The following is a 19,360-nucleotide window of genomic DNA, read 5'->3' on the forward strand; positions in this document are numbered from 1 at the left end:
TTGCCCTATGAGCAAAAAGGGTATATTATGGATATAAACTCTATAAAACTAAGCCCAAATAGCACGATCAAAGAGGCATTAAAGATAATAAACAATGGTGCTTTACAAATGGCTTTGGTCGTAGATGAAAATGGAGCGCTCCTAGGCACGATAAGCGATGGAGATATCAGGCGTGGACTACTAAATTCAATGGAGCTTACTAGTAGCATTGAGAGCCTATACTACCGCACGCCGATCATCTCAAATTCCCCCATAATCCCAGCTTCTATCCTAACAAAAGCAAAAGCCAAAAATATCCGCTACATACCAATTATAGATCAAAATGGCATAGCAATAGCGATCAAAAATATCTATGAATCAAACAAAACAAAGCCAAATCAAGTGGTATTGATGGCAGGCGGACTTGGTATGAGACTTCGCCCACTTACTAGCAAAATCCCAAAGCCAATGCTCCATGTAGGGCCAAAGCCCATTTTACAAACCATAATCGAAAGCTTTACTTCTTATGGATACCTAAATTTTACAATATGCGTTAATTACCGCTCAGAGATTATCAAAGAGTATTTTGGCAATGGGGATAAATTTGGTATAAATATCAGCTACATTCACGAGAGCAAACGGCTAGGAACGGCTGGGGCTTTAAGCCTTATTGATAGACCACAAGATGAGTTTTTCGTGATGAATGCTGATCTGCTAACTAACGCTGATTTTAGCAAGCTTCACGACTATCACAACGCTCATAAATCCATAGCCACAATGTGCGTGCGAGAGTATGAGATGCAAGTGCCTTATGGGGTTGTAAATTTAGATGATAACACCATAAAATCCATCACAGAAAAGCCAAAATCCAAATTTCATGTAAGTGCTGGAATATATATGCTAAAGCCACAAATTTTGGATTTAATAGATAAAAATAGCTATCTTGATATGCCAGATCTATTTAATCAACTAGCCGCTAAAGGCCTTAACCCAAAGGCCTATCCAATTAGCGAAAAGTGGCTAGATATAGGTAGAATCGAGGAGTATAATACCGCAAATGAAATTTATAATGAGTTTTTCTCATGAAAGCACTCATCATCTCTATGGGTTCAATCGGGCTTAGACACTATGAAGTGCTAAGCAAAATGGGGATAAAAGCCCACGCCATATCATCGCAAAATATAGAAAATATCACTATTTACAAAGATTTACATGAGGTAAATTTAGAGATATATGACTATTTTATCATCGCTTCTGCGACGCATCTGCACTATGAGCATTTAAGCTATATTGACTCTAAAGCATCTGGCAAAATCATACTTTGCGAAAAGCCGTTATTTGATAAATTGAAGCCATTTAGCCCAAATAATCAAATTCTAATTGGCTATAATCTTAGATTTCACCCTTTGATATTAAAGCTAAAAGATATGCTAAAAAATGAAAAAATTCTATCCATTGAGGCACGATGCGGTCAATATCTACCTTCTTGGCGAAAAAGGGATTATACCAAATCATATAGTGCTTATAAAGAGCGTGGTGGTGGGGTTTTGCTAGATCTTAGCCACGAGATTGATTATATCAGATTTTTATGTGGATTTAAGCTAGAATTAATCAAAGGCGTTCAAGATAAAATTTCAAATTTAAACATCACAAGCGATGATATATCAATGATATTAGCTCGCTCTAATGGTGCTTTAATCAATATTAGCCTAAACTACCTAAGCAAAATGCCTAATCGCCAAATTTTCGTTGAAACAAATGATAATAGCTATCATCTTGATCTTATAGCAAATGAGCTTAAAATCACTAATAAAGATAGATTAACCACGCTAATCAATGAGCCAAATTTAGATAGAAATGCTCTATTTATGGCTATGCACGCCGATGCTTTGGGCCTGCAAAAATATATATGTAAATTGAGTGAAGCTCTAGATACAATGAGATTAATAGATCAAATTCAAAAGGATAATAGATGAGTGATATACTATGTACCATCTGTGCTAGGGGCGGTAGCAAGGGAGTTAAGAATAAAAATATCCGCCAAATTGCTGGTCTTGCGCTAATTGCTCACACGATAAATCAAGCTAGAGAGTGTGGACTATTTGATCACATAGTTATCAGCACAGATAGCGATGAGATAGCTAGTGTGGCTCAAAATTATGGCGGTGAAGTATTTTTCAAGCGAGAATCAAGCCTAGCTAGCGATAGCGCCGGCAAGATCCCTGCTATCCGTGATGCGCTCATTAGATCGCAAGAGCATTATAAGCGTGAATTTCCTTATATAATAGACCTTGATGCCACTTCGCCACTTAGATTAGCTAGTGATATCAAAGCAGCTTTTAAGCAGTTTATAGATGATGATAATGATATTTTAATCACAGCCACACCTAGTCGCCGCAGCCCATACTTTAACCTTATAGAAAGACAAAGCGATGGCTCAATAAATTTAAGCAAACCATTGCCAAAGGCGATACTACGCAGACAAGACGCACCCCAAACCTACGATATGAACGCCTCAATCTATATATGGAAATCTCAAATTTTATTAAATCACGATGAGCTATTTTTGCCTAAAACTGGACTATATATAATGCCTCAAAATCGTAGCATTGATATTGATGATGAGCTGGATTTTATGATTGTAGAGCATATTTTAAGGAGTCAAAATGCTTAAAGATAAGGTAGTTATCATCATTGGAGGCTCAGGATTAATCGGTAAAGCTTTTATAAATTCCACCATCAAAAATCACGCTATAGCGATCAATGCTGATTTAACAAAGCCAAATATAGAGCAAAAATGCGAATTTATAAATACAGATATAACCAAGCAAAACTCGCTTGATAGCCTCATAGAGCAAGTTAGCCAAAAATATGGCAAGATAGATGCTGTGGTAAATTCAGCCTATCCTAGAACCAAAAGCTTTTCAAATCACTTTTTTGATGTGGATTATGATGATTTTTGTATCAATACAAATCTCCAGCTTGGCGGGGCATTTTTAGTAATGCAAAGATTTGCTAAATACTTTAAAACTCAAGGTTATGGCAATATAATCACACTCTCATCTATACAAGGCGTGGTAGCTCCTAAATTCCAAACATATGAAGGCACACAAATGAGCTCACCAGTAGCTTATAGCGCTATTAAAGCTGGGGTATTACACCTAAGCCGCTACCTAGCTAAATACCTAAAAGGGAGCAACATTAGGGTCAATTGTATAAGCCCAGGGGGAATTTTGGATAATCAAAATGAGATATTCTTAAAACAATATAAAGATGTCTGCCTAAGCAAGGGAATGCTCGATCCTAGCGATATTTGCGGAGCTTTGATATTTTTGCTTAGTGATTATAGTCAGTTTATAAACGGGCAAAATATCATAATTGATGATGGCTTTTGCTTATAGAGTTAAATTTAGCTATAATTAAACAAATTTAAAAGGAGAAAAATGGATAATTCACTATCAGCATACATCACAAAGTATGACAAACAAGGCTATGGGCTACATTTTCCAGATGGGCATGTGATTAGATTTTATGAGAGAATTTTAAATTTCGCTCTTAATAAAACTAGTGGAAATCTATTAGATTTTGGTTGTGGTAATGGGGTTCATTCTAAATATTTTGCTAAGCGTTCAGGGGGGGGTATAAGGCCATTTGGCATAGATATTGTGCCAAGCTTAAAGCAAATTTGGCATAACGACCCGCTAATTTGCCAAGAGAATTTTCACATCATCGAGCCTAATAGCTCATTTTCTCATCTATTTAGTCAAAAAATGGATTTTATATTTGCTAATCAAAGCTTATATTATCTTACTAAAAATGATTTTAATACCACTTTAAAAGAGCTTTATGATCTTTGTAATGATGGGGCTATAATCTTTGCAACTATGATGGCTAGTGAATGCTATGATATGTATCAAAAATCCAAACCACTCTCAAATGGCCTGACCCATATCCAAGGAACTCCAACAGGAAGAATGAGTGAAAACTCATATATAAGATTTACTGATGATATAGAGCAGTTAAAAGATGATTTTAAGCTATTTGAGCCACTTTATTGGGGAGATTACACACCAATTAATCTATACAATTTTGAAGGTAGCTCACGACATTTTATATTTATCGGTAAAAAATAATACAATAACCCTAGGTCTATCCTAGGTTGATGCTTTTACATAAGCAGATAAAATAATTAATACTGATTTATTTTGAGATATAGAGCTTCAAACATTAAACTTATACCAAATATATTAATATTATTTTATACCAACAATCTCTTTTATATACTCAATTCTATGCGACCAAGTATGATTATTGGCTATATATTCTGCTGCAGATTTTAACTTATCCTTAGTAATTTTATCCATACCAAATTTATTAATCTTATACAATATATCCTCTAATTCATATTCATCTCTAAAAGAGTATAGATAATCCTTAAAGTAATTTTTAATAGCCGGTGTATCATTAGTAACTGCTATTCTGCCACATGCTAATATCTCAATTAATCTCCTTGAAAACATAGTAGGAGAATTCTCAATAGTATTTACATTTAAAGATACTAAATAGTTTTTATAGACATCTGCAGTTTTATGATATTCTATAGATGGAAAAATATTGGCACAATAGATATTTGGGTATCTATACATATCAGATTTTCTTTCTGAATTTCTATCATAAATATCTAGACCTAATATTTGAGATGATAGCTTAAACATCATATCTTGCCAATATCTCCGTTTATCATGTATATGAGTAGAATAGCTTCCTACAAAATTTGCTTTTTTGAATTTATATTCAAATCCAGAGAAATTATGAAACTTAGATTGAACTGCAAATATTAAAGTATTAACAGCAACATTACTATCTACAACAGCCCTATATTTTGGAATACAATTTTGATCTACAGTAAAAATATGATCAAATAATTTTGCACTATCTATAAATCTATCAAAATGCACTCCATCTTCTTTATTCCAAAAAACAGTAGAAATTTTTAAATCTTTAGCATATTGTACACCGCCTTTAACTGCTTATTATTGCGCACTATTCTTTTTTTAATATAGTTTAGAATAAATCGTAATTGTATCTTATTGTATTTTAAGGAATTGGAATATGAGGCTATTTTATATTTCCATAAATCATTATAACCATTCCAGGCAGACTCTACAAATAAAATATCTGGCTTCCACTGTCGAAGTACATTTTTATAATTATATTTTGTTATATTGGTTACGCTAATATTATCCTCTGCCATCAAAGAACTCATAGTAAACTTATCGGCAATTAAAGCTATTTTCATAAAAATCCAATTTATAGTCTAAATTTAAACAGTTAATACTATGGTTTATTATATCTAATTATTTAACAAAAGCAACTTAAATAACCATTATTTAAATTTTAATTTATAATAACAAATTTACACTACCTATAGAGTATTAATTTTTATTATTATGATAAATTAATATGGCATAGAGTTAAGAGAAATAATTATAAATAAACTAAATAAAAAGTGGAGATTGCCACTTTTTATTAAAAATATAAGATGAGTAGATAAAATTTAAACTAAATAAACTAACTAAATAAATAAAAATAAACTAAACTGAAAAATATAAACCAACTAAGCCAGATAATAACAGTCAAATAACAACATCTGCTTTTATAGATTTGATCAGTATCAAATCTAATCAAGCGGTTGTAAAATAGCAGCCTCTCTAATCTCAGGCATTATAGCCCAAAGCTTTGGCAAATCTACACCAAATCCCTCTCTTAATTCACATTTTAATATTCCCACTCTTTGCCATGGCTCTAAATTAGGATTAAAAAATGTGCTTATACACTCCTTACCACCTAAGACTAAAGATCTTATCTCCACAGCATCACTTAAAAGTGGTATTAACTGAAATACGGTCTCAAATTTCTTTTTATTTAAATCTGCAAAGCAGTTTTTTAGCATAAAAAATCCACTCTCATCAATTCCTAAGCACTCATTTATATCATTAGCTGATACAAACTGAATATACTCAAGGCTTAAATGTGCAAAGCTATCAACCCTTTTAATATCACTAATTACACTTGGTTCAAATGCTTTAACCTCTCTTAGGTTATAATTAAAGGTCTCATCTGATTTACCTAAATTTACCACCAAAGGCATACCTGTATCAAGGGATCTTAGGCTTAAAGGCAAAGTAAATGGATCAAAGCCATCTTGATTATTTGATGAGCTAGTTAAGATTGGTGTTTTTATTTTATCATTTAATAATGGAGCTCTATCTGGGGCTCTTTTTTCATCTGGGGCTTTGCTTATATCTCCAGCAAAGCCTTGTGAGCCATCAAGCTTTAAAAATGTCTTATTTGGCGTTGAGGCACAACTAACGATAAATATAGATATTAGAGTTATTAAAGATAGAGTTTTTATCATGGAAATCTCCTAAATGTTACAGGGAAGTGGTCACTTGCTATGTGAGTTCTAAATCCACTAAAGAATGTGCTAGCTGATATTGGTGGTAATGGAGCTGGAAACACTGCACGATTGGAGTTACCTACTACAGCGTAATCTAGAGTTCTTCTAGCACTTATTTGAGTGATGGCGTTATTTGTAATTATTCTAGTTCTAAGTCTTAACTCAAGCTCAAATGAGCTAAGTAGCTCTCCTGGCTCTCTATTAAAATCTCCCATTATAATCCAGTTAGTGCTAGCTAGAGTTGGGGATCTTTGAAAGAATAGATCTATATTATGAACTATAGCTGAAGCATCAGCTCCACCATTTGCTAAAGCGTGAATGCTAAAGAAAGCATCATTATTTATCCTAATGCCAATCATAGGTCTTGAGACTGTAGTTGGAGGTGGAAGTAAGAATACTTCATCAGCCTGTCTTCTACTAGCTAGAGCTAAATTTACTCTATTACCACCCTCATCAGTCCTAGCAAAATATACAAATATTAGATCTGGTCTAAGCCTAGAGCCTATATTCCACACATGCTCAGTTACTACTACACTAGTGCCAAATGCTCTAAACTCCCTTCCAGTTGGCTCAGCTGTGGCTGGGAGAGTGCCAGCTTCTTGAATAGCTAAGACATCAATGGAGTTTTGACCAGAGAACATTTGAGTTACGCTAATGCTCCATTTAGCCTCACTACTAGCACTTGAGCCTTGCATATTCCAAGTAGCTGTTTTAAAGTCATCTATATTAGCAAATAGGCTTATAAAGCTAAATAATAAGATTAATATATTTTTCATTGTTGGTATCCTAATAGTACTTCAGTTGGTAAAGCTTTAGGGATAAATACCCATTGTTGATTAAAATTTGGCTTAAAATTACAATCTCTCATAGCAAGACTATAGTAGCTACCAGTTTGGACTAGCGAGCCAAGATCTGTTGTTATACATTTATTTGAAGCTGTGGATTTAAGCTGAATGGCTCCATTATCCATAGCAAAGAGCTGCCATTGCTGGGATTTATTATTTGGGTCGCATCTGCGGTGAGTTATACCACTGCCTTCATCGTGAATGCATGTATTTGTAAGGAAATTTGATATTAAAGCTATATCATTACCTAGATTTATAACTTGCCAAAATCTAGCCGCTCCAAAATCCTTTGAGTTATCTAAGGTGTAGCCCCATAGCCAATTTCCCTCAGCTAAAGCCCAAATGGTTATAGATGAGCCGCCCATTGGGTTTATTATAGTTAGTGCAGCTGATTTAGAACCAAGGCTTGGAGATGCGGATAGATTTAATAGCGGGGCACCATTTGGAGTGCTTAAGTTACTATCTACATCAGCTCTATTAGATACTAAAGATTTCATAGGGTTTGTAGTTAAATTATCATCTATTACAGGTGGTGCGTATGGGGATTTACCAGAACCACAAGATATAAAAAATAGAGATATTATAAGTGGAAATATCACTCTTTTCATCTAATTCCTTTTAATAAGTAGTTTAGTGGATTAATATTGATAATTAATCTTAATTATCTTAGCATAATTTTACTTAATGGGGTATTAAATATTTTATAAATAGATTAATATTTATATGTTTTATATTAAATTTAAGTAAATATTTTTTAATATTTGCTATAATACTCTAGAAATTTTATTTTTCTAAAGATATATGATAAATATAGGCAACCGTATGCATAAATTAATTAATTTTAAATATTTTGATGATAAGAGTTCTACTTTAGTGGCTTTAGAAAATCAAGCTAACTCTCCATTTGATATTAAAAGGGCATTTTATATTTTTAATGTTCCAAGCGGCACGATAAGAGGCAATCACGCAAATAAAAATTCTAAATTTCTATTTATAGCTTTAAGCGGGAGTTGTAAAATTATGCTAGATAACTCTTTTACACAAACAGAATTTACGCTTAAAGATCCCAAACAAGGCTTATATCTAGATAAGATGATATGGAAAAAAATGTATGATTTTTCACCAGATTGCGTGTTGCTTGTTTTAAGCGATTGCTATTATGATAAAAATGAATATATTGATAATTATGATGAATATTGCAAAATTATGTATGGGGGGGGGATTATAAAAATGCCCTTTTAGCGGCATAATGAACTATAAAATCTTAAATTTTAATGTAATAGGCGATGAGCGTGGTAAATTAGTAAGCTTGGAGTCTTTTAAAAATATTCCATTTGATATTAAAAGAGTCTATTATATCTATGATACAAATGCTGAGCCTAGGGGCTTTCACGCTCATACTAGACTTGAGCAAGTTGTGGTGGCACTTGCTGGGAGTTGTGAATTTGAGCTAGATGATGGAAAGAATAAGGAGATAATTAAGCTAAATTCGCCTAATGTTGGTTTATACATCGGGGTAAATATATGGCGGATTATGCGTAATTTTTCTAATAATTGTAGGCTAATGGTTTTAGCTAGTGATTATTATAACGAGAGTGAGTATATAAGAGATTATAATGAGTTTTTAAAGGTGGTAAAGTGATTAAATTTTTAGATTTAAAAGCAATAAATGCTAAATATAAAGATGAGATAAAAGCTAGAATTGATAAGGTACTAGATAGTGGTTGGTATTTGCTAGGTGAACAAAATAAGCAGTTTGAGAGCAATTTTGCTGCGTATTGTGGAGCGAAATATTGCGTAGGTTGCGCTAATGGCTTGGACGCTTTAAGACTGATTATCAAAGCTTATGGATTTGGCAAAGGAGATGAGATTATAGCTCCGGCAAATACCTATATAGCCAGCATTTTAGCTATTACTGATAATGAATGCACTCCCGTGCTAGTAGAGCCAGATTTAAATACATATAACATAAATCCAGATTTAATAGAAGCCAAAATAACTGATAAAACTAAAGCTATTTTGGTCGTTCATCTATATGGACAGGCTGTTAAGATGGAAAAAATCTGGGCTTTAGCTAAAAAATATAATCTCAAAATCATCGAAGACTCAGCTCAAGCTCATGGTGCCTATTATAATGATAAAAGAGTTGGGAATTTAGGCGATGCTAGTGGATTTTCATTCTATCCTGGTAAGAATTTAGGCGCATTAGGCGATGGTGGTGCTGTGACTACAAATGATGAAGAGTTAGCGCAAAAAATTCGAGCCTTAGCTAACTATGGTTCGCATAAAAAGTATGAAAATATCTATCAAGGCTTAAATTCTAGGCTAGATGAGATCCAAGCGGCTGTTTTAGATGTAAAATTAAAATATTTAGATAATGATAATGCTAGACGCAAAGAGATAGCTCAATATTATTTAACAAATATTAAAAATTCATTAATTAAATTGCCGCAAACTTACAGCGAAAATTCCCATGTGTGGCATGTTTTTGCTATTAGGGTTAAAGAGCGTGAAAGATTTAAACGATATTTAGATGATAATGATATCCAAACCATAATCCACTACCCAATCCCGCCACACAAGCAAGAGTGTTATAAAGAGCTAAATCATCTTAGCTTTAAAATAACCGAGCAAATTCACAATGATATTATTAGCATTCCGATTTCACCTGTGATGAGTGATGATGAAATGAGAAAAGTAGTAGAGATAATAAATAGCCATAAATGAAGCCATTAGTATCTGTTTTAATGCCTGCTTATAATCATGAGAGATATATTGCACAAAGCATAGAATCTATAATTAATCAAACATATAAAAACATAGAATTTATAATTATTAATGATGGATCTAAAGATAATACTTGGGAAGTAATTAAAAGCTTAGAAAAGAAGTGTATAGGTAGATTTGTAGAAGTTAAACTTGCAACACAAATAAATCGAGGTATATATGACACGCTTAATAAACTTGTAAGTTTATCAAGCGGAAAGTATATATATTTCATTGCCTCTGATGATATAGCTAAGCCAAATTCTATAGAAATATTATGTACTAAATTAGAAAGCGATTATAATTTAGTGGTAGCCGTAGGAGATAGTGAGATAATTGATGATAATTCAAATCAAATAGCATGGGATATTGCTCAAAATCCAGTTGATCTAGACAAGGGATATGTAACATTTTGGCAATATTTCGTAGCTAAACATCCAAGACTAAGAGCAATAGATAAAAATTTAGATTTTTTTGGTGCTTATAGAACATTATTAAAAGGAAATTATATCCCTAATGGGGCTCTAATAAGAAGTGACGCACTTAAAAATATTGATCGGTTTACAAATAAAGCTCCATTAGAGGATTGGTATATGCATTTACAGCTTTCTAAGATGGGTAAATATAAATTTATAGACGAGGTGTTATTTTCTTATCGTTGGCATTCATATAATACAATAAAGAATAAAAAATTAAATAGAATTAAAGTTATAAAGACAAAAAGATATGAGTTTTACCAAAGAATTAAATTTATAATAAAAAACTATATATTTTTAAAAAAATAGATTATGTTTAATATTTTTAAATTATAAAAATTTGGCTCTAAAAAAATGCTATTAAAAGATGTATTATCTATGGATATTGGCTCGGTTATTGAACTAAATCAACTAGCCAATGATCCGTTAGAAGTCTTAATAGGAGATAAACCAGTCGCACTTGGTGAAGTGGTTATCGTAGATGGAAATTTCGGCGTGCAAATCACTGAAATCGGCACCAAAAAAGAGCGTCTAGAGCAACTTAAATAACCATTATTTAAATTTTAATTTATAATAACAAATTTACACTACCTATAGAGTATTAATTTTTATTATTATGATAAATTAATATGGCATAGAGTTAAGAGAAATAATTATAAATAAACTAAATAAAAAGTGGAGATTGCCACTTTTTATTAAAAATATAAGATGAGTAGATAAAATTTAAACTAAATAAACTAACTAAATAAATAAAAATAAACTAAACTGAAAAATATAAACCAACTAAGCCAGATAATAACAGTCAAATAACAACATCTGCTTTTATAGATTTGATCAGTATCAAATCTAATCAAGCGGTTGTAAAATAGCAGCCTCTCTAATCTCAGGCATTATAGCCCAAAGCTTTGGCAAATCTACACCAAATCCCTCTCTTAATTCACATTTTAATATTCCCACTCTTTGCCATGGCTCTAAATTAGGATTAAAAAATGTGCTTATACACTCCTTACCACCTAAGACTAAAGATCTTATCTCCACAGCATCACTTAAAAGTGGTATTAACTGAAATACGGTCTCAAATTTCTTTTTATTTAAATCTGCAAAGCAGTTTTTTAGCATAAAAAATCCACTCTCATCAATTCCTAAGCACTCATTTATATCATTAGCTGATACAAACTGAATATACTCAAGGCTTAAATGTGCAAAGCTATCAACCCTTTTAATATCACTAATTACACTTGGTTCAAATGCTTTAACCTCTCTTAGGTTATAATTAAAGGTCTCATCTGATTTACCTAAATTTACCACCAAAGGCATACCTGTATCAAGGGATCTTAGGCTTAAAGGCAAAGTAAATGGATCAAAGCCATCTTGATTATTTGATGAGCTAGTTAAGATTGGTGTTTTTATTTTATCATTTAATAATGGAGCTCTATCTGGGGCTCTTTTTTCATCTGGGGCTTTGCTTATATCTCCAGCAAAGCCTTGTGAGCCATCAAGCTTTAAAAATGTCTTATTTGGCGTTGAGGCACAACTAACGATAAATATAGATATTAGAGTTATTAAAGATAGAGTTTTTATCATGGAAATCTCCTAAATGTTACAGGGAAGTGGTCACTTGCTATGTGAGTTCTAAATCCACTAAAGAATGTGCTAGCTGATATTGGTGGTAATGGAGCTGGAAACACTGCACGATTGGAGTTACCTACTACAGCGTAATCTAGAGTTCTTCTAGCACTTATTTGAGTGATGGCGTTATTTGTAATTATTCTAGTTCTAAGTCTTAACTCAAGCTCAAATGAGCTAAGTAGCTCTCCTGGCTCTCTATTAAAATCTCCCATTATAATCCAGTTAGTGCTAGCTAGAGTTGGGGATCTTTGAAAGAATAGATCTATATTATGAACTATAGCTGAAGCATCAGCTCCACCATTTGCTAAAGCGTGAATGCTAAAGAAAGCATCATTATTTATCCTAATGCCAATCATAGGTCTTGAGACTGTAGTTGGAGGTGGAAGTAAGAATACTTCATCAGCCTGTCTTCTACTAGCTAGAGCTAAATTTACTCTATTACCACCCTCATCAGTCCTAGCAAAATATACAAATATTAGATCTGGTCTAAGCCTAGAGCCTATATTCCACACATGCTCAGTTACTACTACACTAGTGCCAAATGCTCTAAACTCCCTTCCAGTTGGCTCAGCTGTGGCTGGGAGAGTGCCAGCTTCTTGAATAGCTAAGACATCAATGGAGTTTTGACCAGAGAACATTTGAGTTACGCTAATGCTCCATTTAGCCTCACTACTAGCACTTGAGCCTTGCATATTCCAAGTAGCTGTTTTAAAGTCATCTATATTAGCAAATAGGCTTATAAAGCTAAATAATAAGATTAATATATTTTTCATTGTTGGTATCCTAATAGTACTTCAGTTGGTAAAGCTTTAGGGATAAATACCCATTGTTGATTAAAATTTGGCTTAAAATTACAATCTCTCATAGCAAGACTATAGTAGCTACCAGTTTGGACTAGCGAGCCAAGATCTGTTGTTATACATTTATTTGAAGCTGTGGATTTAAGCTGAATGGCTCCATTATCCATAGCAAAGAGCTGCCATTGCTGGGATTTATTATTTGGGTCGCATCTGCGGTGAGTTATACCACTGCCTTCATCGTGAATGCATGTATTTGTAAGGAAATTTGATATTAAAGCTATATCATTACCTAGATTTATAACTTGCCAAAATCTAGCCGCTCCAAAATCCTTTGAGTTATCTAAGGTGTAGCCCCATAGCCAATTTCCCTCAGCTAAAGCCCAAATGGTTATAGATGAGCCGCCCATTGGGTTTATTATAGTTAGTGCAGCTGATTTAGAACCAAGGCTTGGAGATGCGGATAGATTTAATAGCGGGGCACCATTTGGAGTGCTTAAGTTACTATCTACATCAGCTCTATTAGATACTAAAGATTTCATAGGGTTTGTAGTTAAATTATCATCTATTACAGGTGGTGCGTATGGGGATTTACCAGAACCACAAGATATAAAAAATAGAGATATTATAAGTGGAAATATCACTCTTTTCATCTAATTCCTTTTAATAAGTAGTTTAGTGGATTAATATTGATAATTAATCTTAATTATCTTAGCATAATTTTACTTAATGGGGTATTAATAATAAACTTAAAAAATAATTTAAATCTATACCAAAATCCTTTTTTAACTAAATTATTACTTAATAAGCTAAAATAATAAGAAAAAGCATAATCTTTACATTCTAAATAATCCAAAAAAAAGTTAATTATATTTAAATCTTCTATATTTATATTATCTTTATTTAACGATTTTAAACACATAGCTTTACCTGTATTTAAAAATGGCAATCCTCTATATTTATTTTTTTCTAATTTTAATATATTATTATTACTAGTATTATCAAGGTGGATGCGGTATTGAACTAATGGTTCATTTAATGTAATTCTTTTTCCGTATATTTCATTAATAACTGCCAAGTAATAGTCGTGAAATTCTATATTAGCACTAAAAGGTAAAGCAATATTTTTTAAATTCTTATTCATTAAAATTGTATTTCCCATTACTCCACATGGTCCTAAAATTTGCCCTAAATCTTTGCTATGAGAAAGACTATAACCCTTTTTTTTTAAAAATGATTTACAAATTTGATTTTCATCTGAGTCAATTATTTCTAAATCGCTATGAACCATAATAGCCAAATTTGGATTATCTTTTTCTATCTCCATCATAGCTTTTAATTCTTTTTCTAATTTATTTGGCTTCCAAATATCATCTTGGTCGCTAATGGCTATATAATCATAATCCACTTCACTCAATAAAAGCTCAAAATTTTTTACAAAACCTAAATTTTGTTTATTTTTATTTATAATAAACTTATGGCTGTATTTCTGTTTATATTTACTTATAATATCCATAGTATTATCACTAGAACAATCATCTCTAATATAAATTACAATATTAGAATAAGTTTGAGCCAATATAGAATCTAGTTGTTTAGATATATATTTTTGACCATTATAGGTTGCCATTATAACAGCAATAGTTGGCGTATGCATTATAAGCTATACCTTTTTAAATACCAGTCTATAGTCTTTATAATTCCACTATCAAAATTCTCATCAGCCTTCCAGCCAAGCTTAGTTTCTATTTTAGTAGCATCAATTGCATATCGTCTATCATGTCCTGCGCGGTCTAAGACAAAAGTGATTTGATTTTTATAGCTAGTGGGTTTTGGTAATCTCTTATCCAATATTTCACAAATTGTGTTAGCTATCTCTAAATTTGTTCTTTCATTTCGGCCGCCAATATTATAAGTATTGCCTCTTACTCCATTATGATAAACTAAATCTATGCCTTTGCAGTGATCTAGTACATATAGCCAATCGCGAATATTTTTACCATCGCCATATATGGGAATATTTTTTCCTTGCAAGGCATTGCGAATTATAGTAGGAATTAACTTTTCATCGTGTTGTTTTGGGCCATAGTTATTTGAGCAATTTGTAATAACTGCATTTAACCCATAAGTCTCCACATAAGCTCTAATAATCATATCAGAACTTGCCTTGCTTGCCGAGTATGGCGAATTTGGTGCGTATGGAGTTGTTTCGGTAAATAATCCTATATCTCCTAGTGTTCCATATACTTCATCTGTGCTAATATGATGAAATCTACAACCATCATATTTATTTTTATAATTAAATGGGCTATCCATCCAATATTTATATGCCACATCAACTAAAGTAAAGGTACCATTAACATTGGTATGAATAAATACGCCCGGATTTTTAATCGAATTATCCACATGAGATTCTGCTGCAAAGTGTATAACCCCTTTAATATCATACTCTTTAAATATAAACTCCACTAATTCTCTATTGCAAATATCGCCTTTAATAAATTTAAATCTATGATTATTAAAACATTTATTAAGATTATTTAGATTTCCAGCGTATGTTAATAAATCAAGATTGATTAATATGTAATTTTCATATTTATTTAAAAAATATTCTACAAAATTTGAACCTATAAAACCAGCTGTGCCAGTAAGTAGTATTGATTTCATTATTATAACTCCTTAATACTTTTTATAAATTCTACTAAGCTATCTCTCCAATATGGGATAGCTACTCCAAAATCTTGCTTTATTTTAGATTTATTTAATACAGAATATAATGGTCTAACTGCAATTGTAGGGTAATCCTTGCTCTCAATGGGAAATATTTGACACTTTATCTTACTAATACTAGTTATAGCATTGGCAAAATCATACCAACTAGCTACTCCTTCATTGCTATAATGATATATTTGCGGTTTATCGTTGTTAATTAATGGAACTATATTTAAAATTGTAGTAGCTAAATCTCTAGAATTTGTTGGAGTTCCTATTTGATCAGATACCACTGATAATGGATTATTGGCTTTAATAGCATTTAATATAGTATATACAAAATTTTTACCATAATATCCATATAGCCATGATGTTCTTATGATTATGCATTTTTTTATTTGCATATTAATAAGTATTTGTTCTCCCATTAATTTACTAAGACCATATTTATTAATTGGAAAGGCTTGATCAAATTCGCAATATGGAGAACAATGATTACCATTAAAAACATAATCAGTAGAGATATGTATAAATTTAATATTATTATCATGAGCTATTTTACCTAAATTTTCTACAGCTTTATAATTAACTAATTTAGCATATTCAAATTCTTCCTCAGCCTTATCTACATTAGTATATGCGGCACAATTTATAATAACAGTAAAACTCTTAGATTTGATAAATTCTTTAGTTTCATTAAAGTTTATAATATCAATATCATTTTTGCCAAGAAACATAAAAGAAAAATTTGAGTACCTATTTGACAAATATCGAAACTCGCTACCAAGCTGCCCATAAGCACCAAAAACTAAAATTCTTTCCATAGTTTTATACTTAAAAATCAAATGGACTAATTATATCTGATAACATCGGCTGAGTCTTATCTTTATCGCTTAAAATCAATTTATTTTCATCAAATTCCAGATCAATTCCGATTTGTGGATCGTTATAAGCAATTCCACTATCATGTTCAAAACTATAATAGTTGTCAGTTTTATAACTAATGATTGTATTGTTTTCTAAGGTTAAAAAACCATGAGCAAAACCCTTTGGTATAAAAAGCATCTTCTTTGATATTCCATCTAAATTTATTTTTAGATATTGTCCAAAATTTGGGCTATTCTTACGAATATCCACAACTATATCACATATTGAACCAGAAATAACTCTTACTAATTTTGCTTGAGTAAATGGAGGTTTTTGATAATGTAACCCTCTAAATACCCACAAATTTGATTTACTTTCATTATCTTGAACAAAGTCAATATTATAGCCTAGAAATTCCCTAATTTTATCCAATCTAAAACTTTCTAAAAAATAACCTCTATCATCTTGATATATATTTGGTTCGATTAAGACAATATCTGGTATTGATAATCTAGTAAATTTCATTTTATTTTTCAGAAATTTCATTAGCTCGTTTAAGCAAATACTGACCATATTGATTTTTTTTCAAAGGTTCAGCCATTTTTAACAACTGCTGTTTATTAATATATCCTAAATCATAAGCTATCTCTTCTAAACATGCTATTTTTAAAGATTGTCTATCTTCAATTGTTTTAACAAAAATACTTGCTTCTAAAAGAGAGCTATGGGTTCCAGTATCTAGCCAAGCAAATCCTCTGTTCATAACTTCCACATTTAACCTGTTTTCATCTAAATAAAATTGATTAAGCGTGGTAATCTCTAATTCTCCTCTATTGGATGGTCTAACCAATTTGGCTTTTTCTACCACATCATTTGGATAAAAATACAATCCTGTAACTGCATAGTAACTTTTTGGATTAGCTGGTTTTTCTTCTATGCTTACTGCTTTGCCATTTTTATCGAATTCAACAACGCCATATCTCTCAGGATCATTAACATAATACCCAAATACTGTAGCATAATTTTGTTTGATAGCCTCTTTGGCTTTGAATAATAAATTTCTTAGCCCATGACCATAATATATGTTATCACCTAAAATCAAACAAGCACTACTTCCGTCTAAAAATTCTTCACCAATCAAAAAAGCTTGAGCTAATCCATCTGGACTTGGCTGAGCAGCATAAGAAAGCTTTATTCCCAAATTTGCCCCATTACCCAATAACTCTTCAAATCTAGGCAAATCTCGTGGCGTGGAAATTATAAGCATATCTCTAATGCCTGCTAACATTAGCACAGAAAGCGGATAATATATCATAGGTTTATCATAAACAGGTAAAATTTGCTTACTTGCACCTTTTGTGATTGGATATAACCTAGTTCCACTACCACCTGCTAATATGATACCTTTCATAATGGATAATCTCCTACCTAAAAATAACTTAAGCTATGGAATTATACTATACTTTTTGTAAAAATTTATTTAATAACCTTGCCATAATTAATATCAATAAACACCGTAACAATCTTAACTTTAAGAATTATATGCAACTACTTATCTCAAATATTAAGATTTTTTATAAATATGATTTTGCTATTGCTAGTTATATTTATGTTCTCTCTTGATTTTCATAGCTTCAAAAATAAATTTAATATACCCGCCTTTATAACGATTTTTATCAGCTTTTATAAGAGCTTGACCGAGTTTATAACTTAGATGACTTTTAGCTCTTAAAGCTTTTTGATAATTATTCTCTAAATTGTGCATATTTGCATTTTGTTTCTCAATTTTATCTTTCATATTTTTAATTTCTTGTTCTTTAGATATAAGTTTGTCTTTTAGAATTTTTATTTCTAATTCTAATGAAGATGGCTGAGAAGGTTGCGAAGCAACTGACTTTGATTGGGTAGTTAAAGTAGGTTTTATCTCTTCAAATTTTAAAAGTTTAAATTTGTTTTCATATTTTGGCAATGGAATATCATAAGGCATATCTTTAAAATAGGCAAAGCGATTTTTATTTTTATTACAATAAATCGCATCATAGATAAATTCAAGCTTTTCAAATGCGGTTTTAAGACTATCAAGTTTTTCTTCAATAGCTTTTGGGGATAAAAACTCGGCTTTGTTATAGGTAAATTTAAAATCATCATTTGGTATATTTGAATGTTTTAAAGTTTGTTCTTTTGTCCATTGACCAGCAAATGGACTATCCCTAAGCCAAAATAGCTCATTTTTTATCTCTTTAGCCGGAATGCCAGCATTTGCAGTATTAGAATAGAATATCTTAGTAGCTAAACTTTTAGTACCTATAATGGCTCCAGATGCTACAAATGAACCTTTATAAATCGTCGCCTCCATTCCACACCAAACATGATCTCCAATATATACACTTTTAGAATAATTAACTCTATTATTTGTATTGCAATCCATAATCAAATGATGATCTGTGGATGTAACTACTGTACTCCAAGAAAACATACAATCTCTGCCAAATATTATGTTTTTTGCTTCAAAAGGTCTTATTGTCACTCCACCAAAACTAGAATTGTCATCAACAAATAAAACACTATCACTACTCATGGCGGTTTGTTGACCTGAAATAATTGTATTATTACCTATGAATGCCAGCGCATTGTTTCCATAAAAGCAAATATTTATATTTTTACTACCTCCAGCAAAAAATATAATATTATTCTTACCTTTAAAATCTAGTTTTAAATTTACCTGCCTAGAAAGATCTCCATAAACCACATTTCCATTCTCTTTAGTATGTTTTTGCATCTTTCGCCTTTGAGAAAATCTTTGGCGGTAGATTATCAAAAAAAAAAAAA

The 19,360-nt window shown here is 31.6% G+C and carries 22 protein-coding genes and 1 pseudogene; 10 read left to right on the top strand and 13 right to left on the bottom strand.

The features are described from left to right. The first annotated feature begins 27 nt into the window (after nt 1–27). Genes CSUIS_RS06670 through CSUIS_RS06690 form a run of 5 tightly spaced genes read left to right on the top strand, consistent with a single transcriptional unit; the run spans nt 28 to nt 4,112 of the window. Nucleotides 28–1,065 (top strand): nucleotidyltransferase family protein, encoded by a 1,038-nt coding sequence (locus CSUIS_RS06670; protein ID WP_086293582.1) that lies wholly within the window; start codon nt 28–30, stop codon nt 1,063–1,065. Continuing rightward, nucleotides 1,062–1,955: a Gfo/Idh/MocA family protein gene (locus CSUIS_RS06675; protein WP_086298119.1), complete on the top strand. Its 894-nt coding sequence runs from the start codon at nt 1,062–1,064 to the stop codon at nt 1,953–1,955. Before CSUIS_RS06670 ends, CSUIS_RS06675 begins: the two co-directional genes overlap by 4 nt. Then, nucleotides 1,952–2,653, top strand: a complete 702-nt coding sequence (locus CSUIS_RS06680; RefSeq protein WP_086298122.1) for an acylneuraminate cytidylyltransferase family protein — start codon at nt 1,952–1,954, stop codon at nt 2,651–2,653. Before CSUIS_RS06675 ends, CSUIS_RS06680 begins: the two co-directional genes overlap by 4 nt. Continuing rightward, on the top strand, nt 2,646–3,380 hold the full coding sequence (locus CSUIS_RS06685; RefSeq protein ID WP_086298124.1) for an oxidoreductase: 735 nt from the start codon (nt 2,646–2,648) through the stop codon (nt 3,378–3,380). The genes CSUIS_RS06680 and CSUIS_RS06685 overlap by 8 nt, the downstream gene beginning before the upstream one ends. A gap of 42 nt (nt 3,381–3,422) precedes the next feature. Next, nucleotides 3,423–4,112, top strand: a complete 690-nt coding sequence (locus tag CSUIS_RS06690) for a class I SAM-dependent methyltransferase (RefSeq protein ID WP_086298127.1) — start codon at nt 3,423–3,425, stop codon at nt 4,110–4,112. A 120-nt stretch (nt 4,113–4,232) separates the two neighbouring features. Here CSUIS_RS06690 and CSUIS_RS06695 read toward each other — a convergent pair whose 3' ends face one another. The 4 genes from CSUIS_RS06695 to CSUIS_RS06710 all read right to left on the bottom strand — a co-directional run bounded on the left by CSUIS_RS06695 (nt 4,233) and on the right by CSUIS_RS06710 (nt 7,892). Continuing rightward, nucleotides 4,233–4,937: a CgeB family protein gene (locus CSUIS_RS06695; protein WP_202819628.1), complete on the bottom strand. Its 705-nt coding sequence runs from the start codon at nt 4,935–4,937 to the stop codon at nt 4,233–4,235. Between the two features lie 722 nt (nt 4,938–5,659). Beyond that, a complete protein-coding gene (locus CSUIS_RS06700) occupies nt 5,660–6,397 on the bottom strand; it encodes an RICIN domain-containing protein (protein WP_086298130.1) in 738 nt (245 codons plus the stop codon). Continuing rightward, nucleotides 6,394–7,215 (bottom strand): cytolethal distending toxin subunit B family protein, encoded by an 822-nt coding sequence (locus CSUIS_RS06705; protein ID WP_086237427.1) that lies wholly within the window; start codon nt 7,213–7,215, stop codon nt 6,394–6,396. The genes CSUIS_RS06700 and CSUIS_RS06705 overlap by 4 nt, the downstream gene beginning before the upstream one ends. Next, on the bottom strand, nt 7,212–7,892 hold the full coding sequence (locus tag CSUIS_RS06710; protein WP_086298133.1) for an RICIN domain-containing protein: 681 nt from the start codon (nt 7,890–7,892) through the stop codon (nt 7,212–7,214). The genes CSUIS_RS06705 and CSUIS_RS06710 overlap by 4 nt, the downstream gene beginning before the upstream one ends. A gap of 214 nt (nt 7,893–8,106) precedes the next feature. On the opposite strand from CSUIS_RS06710, the gene CSUIS_RS06715 reads away from it, so the two are divergent. From CSUIS_RS06715 to CSUIS_RS06735, 5 genes and pseudogenes are all read left to right on the top strand, one after another. Then, complete coding sequence (locus CSUIS_RS06715; RefSeq protein ID WP_236860777.1) at nt 8,107–8,526, top strand: sugar 3,4-ketoisomerase; 420 nt, start codon at nt 8,107–8,109, stop codon at nt 8,524–8,526. A 7-nt stretch (nt 8,527–8,533) separates the two neighbouring features. Continuing rightward, nucleotides 8,534–8,926 (top strand): sugar 3,4-ketoisomerase, encoded by a 393-nt coding sequence (locus CSUIS_RS06720; protein ID WP_086298140.1) that lies wholly within the window; start codon nt 8,534–8,536, stop codon nt 8,924–8,926. Further along, on the top strand, nt 8,923–10,011 hold the full coding sequence (locus CSUIS_RS06725) for a DegT/DnrJ/EryC1/StrS family aminotransferase (protein WP_086298143.1): 1,089 nt from the start codon (nt 8,923–8,925) through the stop codon (nt 10,009–10,011). The genes CSUIS_RS06720 and CSUIS_RS06725 overlap by 4 nt, the downstream gene beginning before the upstream one ends. Continuing rightward, nucleotides 10,008–10,835, top strand: coding sequence for a glycosyltransferase (locus CSUIS_RS06730; RefSeq protein WP_086298146.1), 828 nt, complete (start codon nt 10,008–10,010; stop codon nt 10,833–10,835). The genes CSUIS_RS06725 and CSUIS_RS06730 overlap by 4 nt, the downstream gene beginning before the upstream one ends. A gap of 27 nt (nt 10,836–10,862) precedes the next feature. Continuing rightward, nucleotides 10,863–11,075 (top strand): annotated as a pseudogene (locus tag CSUIS_RS06735) (FliM/FliN family flagellar motor switch protein); the annotation flags it as partial. Between the two features lie 297 nt (nt 11,076–11,372). On the opposite strand, the gene CSUIS_RS06740 reads toward CSUIS_RS06735, so the two are convergent. From CSUIS_RS06740 to CSUIS_RS06780, 9 genes are all read right to left on the bottom strand, one after another. Continuing rightward, entirely contained in the window at nt 11,373–12,110 is a 738-nt protein-coding gene (locus tag CSUIS_RS06740; RefSeq protein WP_086298130.1) for an RICIN domain-containing protein, read from the bottom strand. Next, nucleotides 12,107–12,928: a cytolethal distending toxin subunit B family protein gene (locus tag CSUIS_RS06745; RefSeq protein ID WP_086237427.1), complete on the bottom strand. Its 822-nt coding sequence runs from the start codon at nt 12,926–12,928 to the stop codon at nt 12,107–12,109. Before CSUIS_RS06745 ends, CSUIS_RS06740 begins: the two co-directional genes overlap by 4 nt. Beyond that, the gene (locus tag CSUIS_RS06750; RefSeq protein ID WP_086298133.1) at nt 12,925–13,605 is read right to left on the bottom strand and encodes an RICIN domain-containing protein; all 681 of its coding nucleotides are present in this window, start codon (nt 13,603–13,605) and stop codon (nt 12,925–12,927) included. The genes CSUIS_RS06745 and CSUIS_RS06750 overlap by 4 nt, the downstream gene beginning before the upstream one ends. A gap of 53 nt (nt 13,606–13,658) precedes the next feature. Then, the gene (locus CSUIS_RS06755) at nt 13,659–14,609 is read right to left on the bottom strand and encodes a glycosyltransferase family 2 protein (protein WP_086298150.1); all 951 of its coding nucleotides are present in this window, start codon (nt 14,607–14,609) and stop codon (nt 13,659–13,661) included. Further along, complete coding sequence (rfbB, locus tag CSUIS_RS06760) at nt 14,609–15,619, bottom strand: dTDP-glucose 4,6-dehydratase (protein WP_192940175.1); 1,011 nt, start codon at nt 15,617–15,619, stop codon at nt 14,609–14,611. The genes CSUIS_RS06755 and rfbB overlap by 1 nt, the downstream gene beginning before the upstream one ends. A 2-nt stretch (nt 15,620–15,621) precedes the next feature. Beyond that, complete coding sequence (gene rfbD, locus CSUIS_RS06765) at nt 15,622–16,488, bottom strand: dTDP-4-dehydrorhamnose reductase (RefSeq protein ID WP_086242668.1); 867 nt, start codon at nt 16,486–16,488, stop codon at nt 15,622–15,624. A gap of 10 nt (nt 16,489–16,498) precedes the next feature. Beyond that, nucleotides 16,499–17,056, bottom strand: coding sequence for a dTDP-4-dehydrorhamnose 3,5-epimerase (gene rfbC, locus CSUIS_RS06770; RefSeq protein WP_086242678.1), 558 nt, complete (start codon nt 17,054–17,056; stop codon nt 16,499–16,501). A 1-nt stretch (nt 17,057) separates the two neighbouring features. Continuing rightward, nucleotides 17,058–17,942: a glucose-1-phosphate thymidylyltransferase RfbA gene (gene rfbA / locus CSUIS_RS06775; RefSeq protein WP_086298156.1), complete on the bottom strand. Its 885-nt coding sequence runs from the start codon at nt 17,940–17,942 to the stop codon at nt 17,058–17,060. Between the two features lie 186 nt (nt 17,943–18,128). After that, nucleotides 18,129–19,310, bottom strand: coding sequence for an acyltransferase (locus CSUIS_RS06780; RefSeq protein ID WP_086242666.1), 1,182 nt, complete (start codon nt 19,308–19,310; stop codon nt 18,129–18,131). Nucleotides 19,311–19,360: the final 50 nt, after the last annotated feature.

The organism is Campylobacter porcelli (genome assembly GCF_002139855.1).
Lineage (GTDB): Bacteria > Campylobacterota > Campylobacteria > Campylobacterales > Campylobacteraceae > Campylobacter > Campylobacter porcelli.

Excerpts from the sequence above, each read along its gene's own strand:
- CSUIS_RS06670 (WP_086293582.1), top strand. The coding sequence starts at position 28 with ATGGATATAAACTCTATAAAACTAAGCCCAAATAGCACGATCAAAGAG.
- CSUIS_RS06675 (WP_086298119.1), top strand. The coding sequence starts at position 1,062 with ATGAAAGCACTCATCATCTCTATGGGTTCAATCGGGCTTAGACACTAT.
- CSUIS_RS06680 (WP_086298122.1), top strand. The coding sequence starts at position 1,952 with ATGAGTGATATACTATGTACCATCTGTGCTAGGGGCGGTAGCAAGGGA.
- CSUIS_RS06685 (WP_086298124.1), top strand. The coding sequence starts at position 2,646 with ATGCTTAAAGATAAGGTAGTTATCATCATTGGAGGCTCAGGATTAATC.
- CSUIS_RS06690 (WP_086298127.1), top strand. The coding sequence starts at position 3,423 with ATGGATAATTCACTATCAGCATACATCACAAAGTATGACAAACAAGGC.
- CSUIS_RS06700 (WP_086298130.1), bottom strand. The coding sequence starts at position 6,397 with ATGATAAAAACTCTATCTTTAATAACTCTAATATCTATATTTATCGTT.
- CSUIS_RS06705 (WP_086237427.1), bottom strand. The coding sequence starts at position 7,215 with ATGAAAAATATATTAATCTTATTATTTAGCTTTATAAGCCTATTTGCT.
- CSUIS_RS06710 (WP_086298133.1), bottom strand. The coding sequence starts at position 7,892 with ATGAAAAGAGTGATATTTCCACTTATAATATCTCTATTTTTTATATCT.
- CSUIS_RS06715 (WP_236860777.1), top strand. The coding sequence starts at position 8,107 with ATGCATAAATTAATTAATTTTAAATATTTTGATGATAAGAGTTCTACT.
- CSUIS_RS06720 (WP_086298140.1), top strand. The coding sequence starts at position 8,534 with ATGAACTATAAAATCTTAAATTTTAATGTAATAGGCGATGAGCGTGGT.
- CSUIS_RS06730 (WP_086298146.1), top strand. The coding sequence starts at position 10,008 with ATGAAGCCATTAGTATCTGTTTTAATGCCTGCTTATAATCATGAGAGA.
- CSUIS_RS06740 (WP_086298130.1), bottom strand. The coding sequence starts at position 12,110 with ATGATAAAAACTCTATCTTTAATAACTCTAATATCTATATTTATCGTT.
- CSUIS_RS06745 (WP_086237427.1), bottom strand. The coding sequence starts at position 12,928 with ATGAAAAATATATTAATCTTATTATTTAGCTTTATAAGCCTATTTGCT.
- CSUIS_RS06750 (WP_086298133.1), bottom strand. The coding sequence starts at position 13,605 with ATGAAAAGAGTGATATTTCCACTTATAATATCTCTATTTTTTATATCT.
- CSUIS_RS06755 (WP_086298150.1), bottom strand. The coding sequence starts at position 14,609 with ATGCATACGCCAACTATTGCTGTTATAATGGCAACCTATAATGGTCAA.
- rfbB (WP_192940175.1), bottom strand. The coding sequence starts at position 15,619 with ATGAAATCAATACTACTTACTGGCACAGCTGGTTTTATAGGTTCAAAT.
- rfbD (WP_086242668.1), bottom strand. The coding sequence starts at position 16,488 with ATGGAAAGAATTTTAGTTTTTGGTGCTTATGGGCAGCTTGGTAGCGAG.
- rfbC (WP_086242678.1), bottom strand. The coding sequence starts at position 17,056 with ATGAAATTTACTAGATTATCAATACCAGATATTGTCTTAATCGAACCA.
- rfbA (WP_086298156.1), bottom strand. The coding sequence starts at position 17,942 with ATGAAAGGTATCATATTAGCAGGTGGTAGTGGAACTAGGTTATATCCA.
- CSUIS_RS06780 (WP_086242666.1), bottom strand. The coding sequence starts at position 19,310 with ATGCAAAAACATACTAAAGAGAATGGAAATGTGGTTTATGGAGATCTT.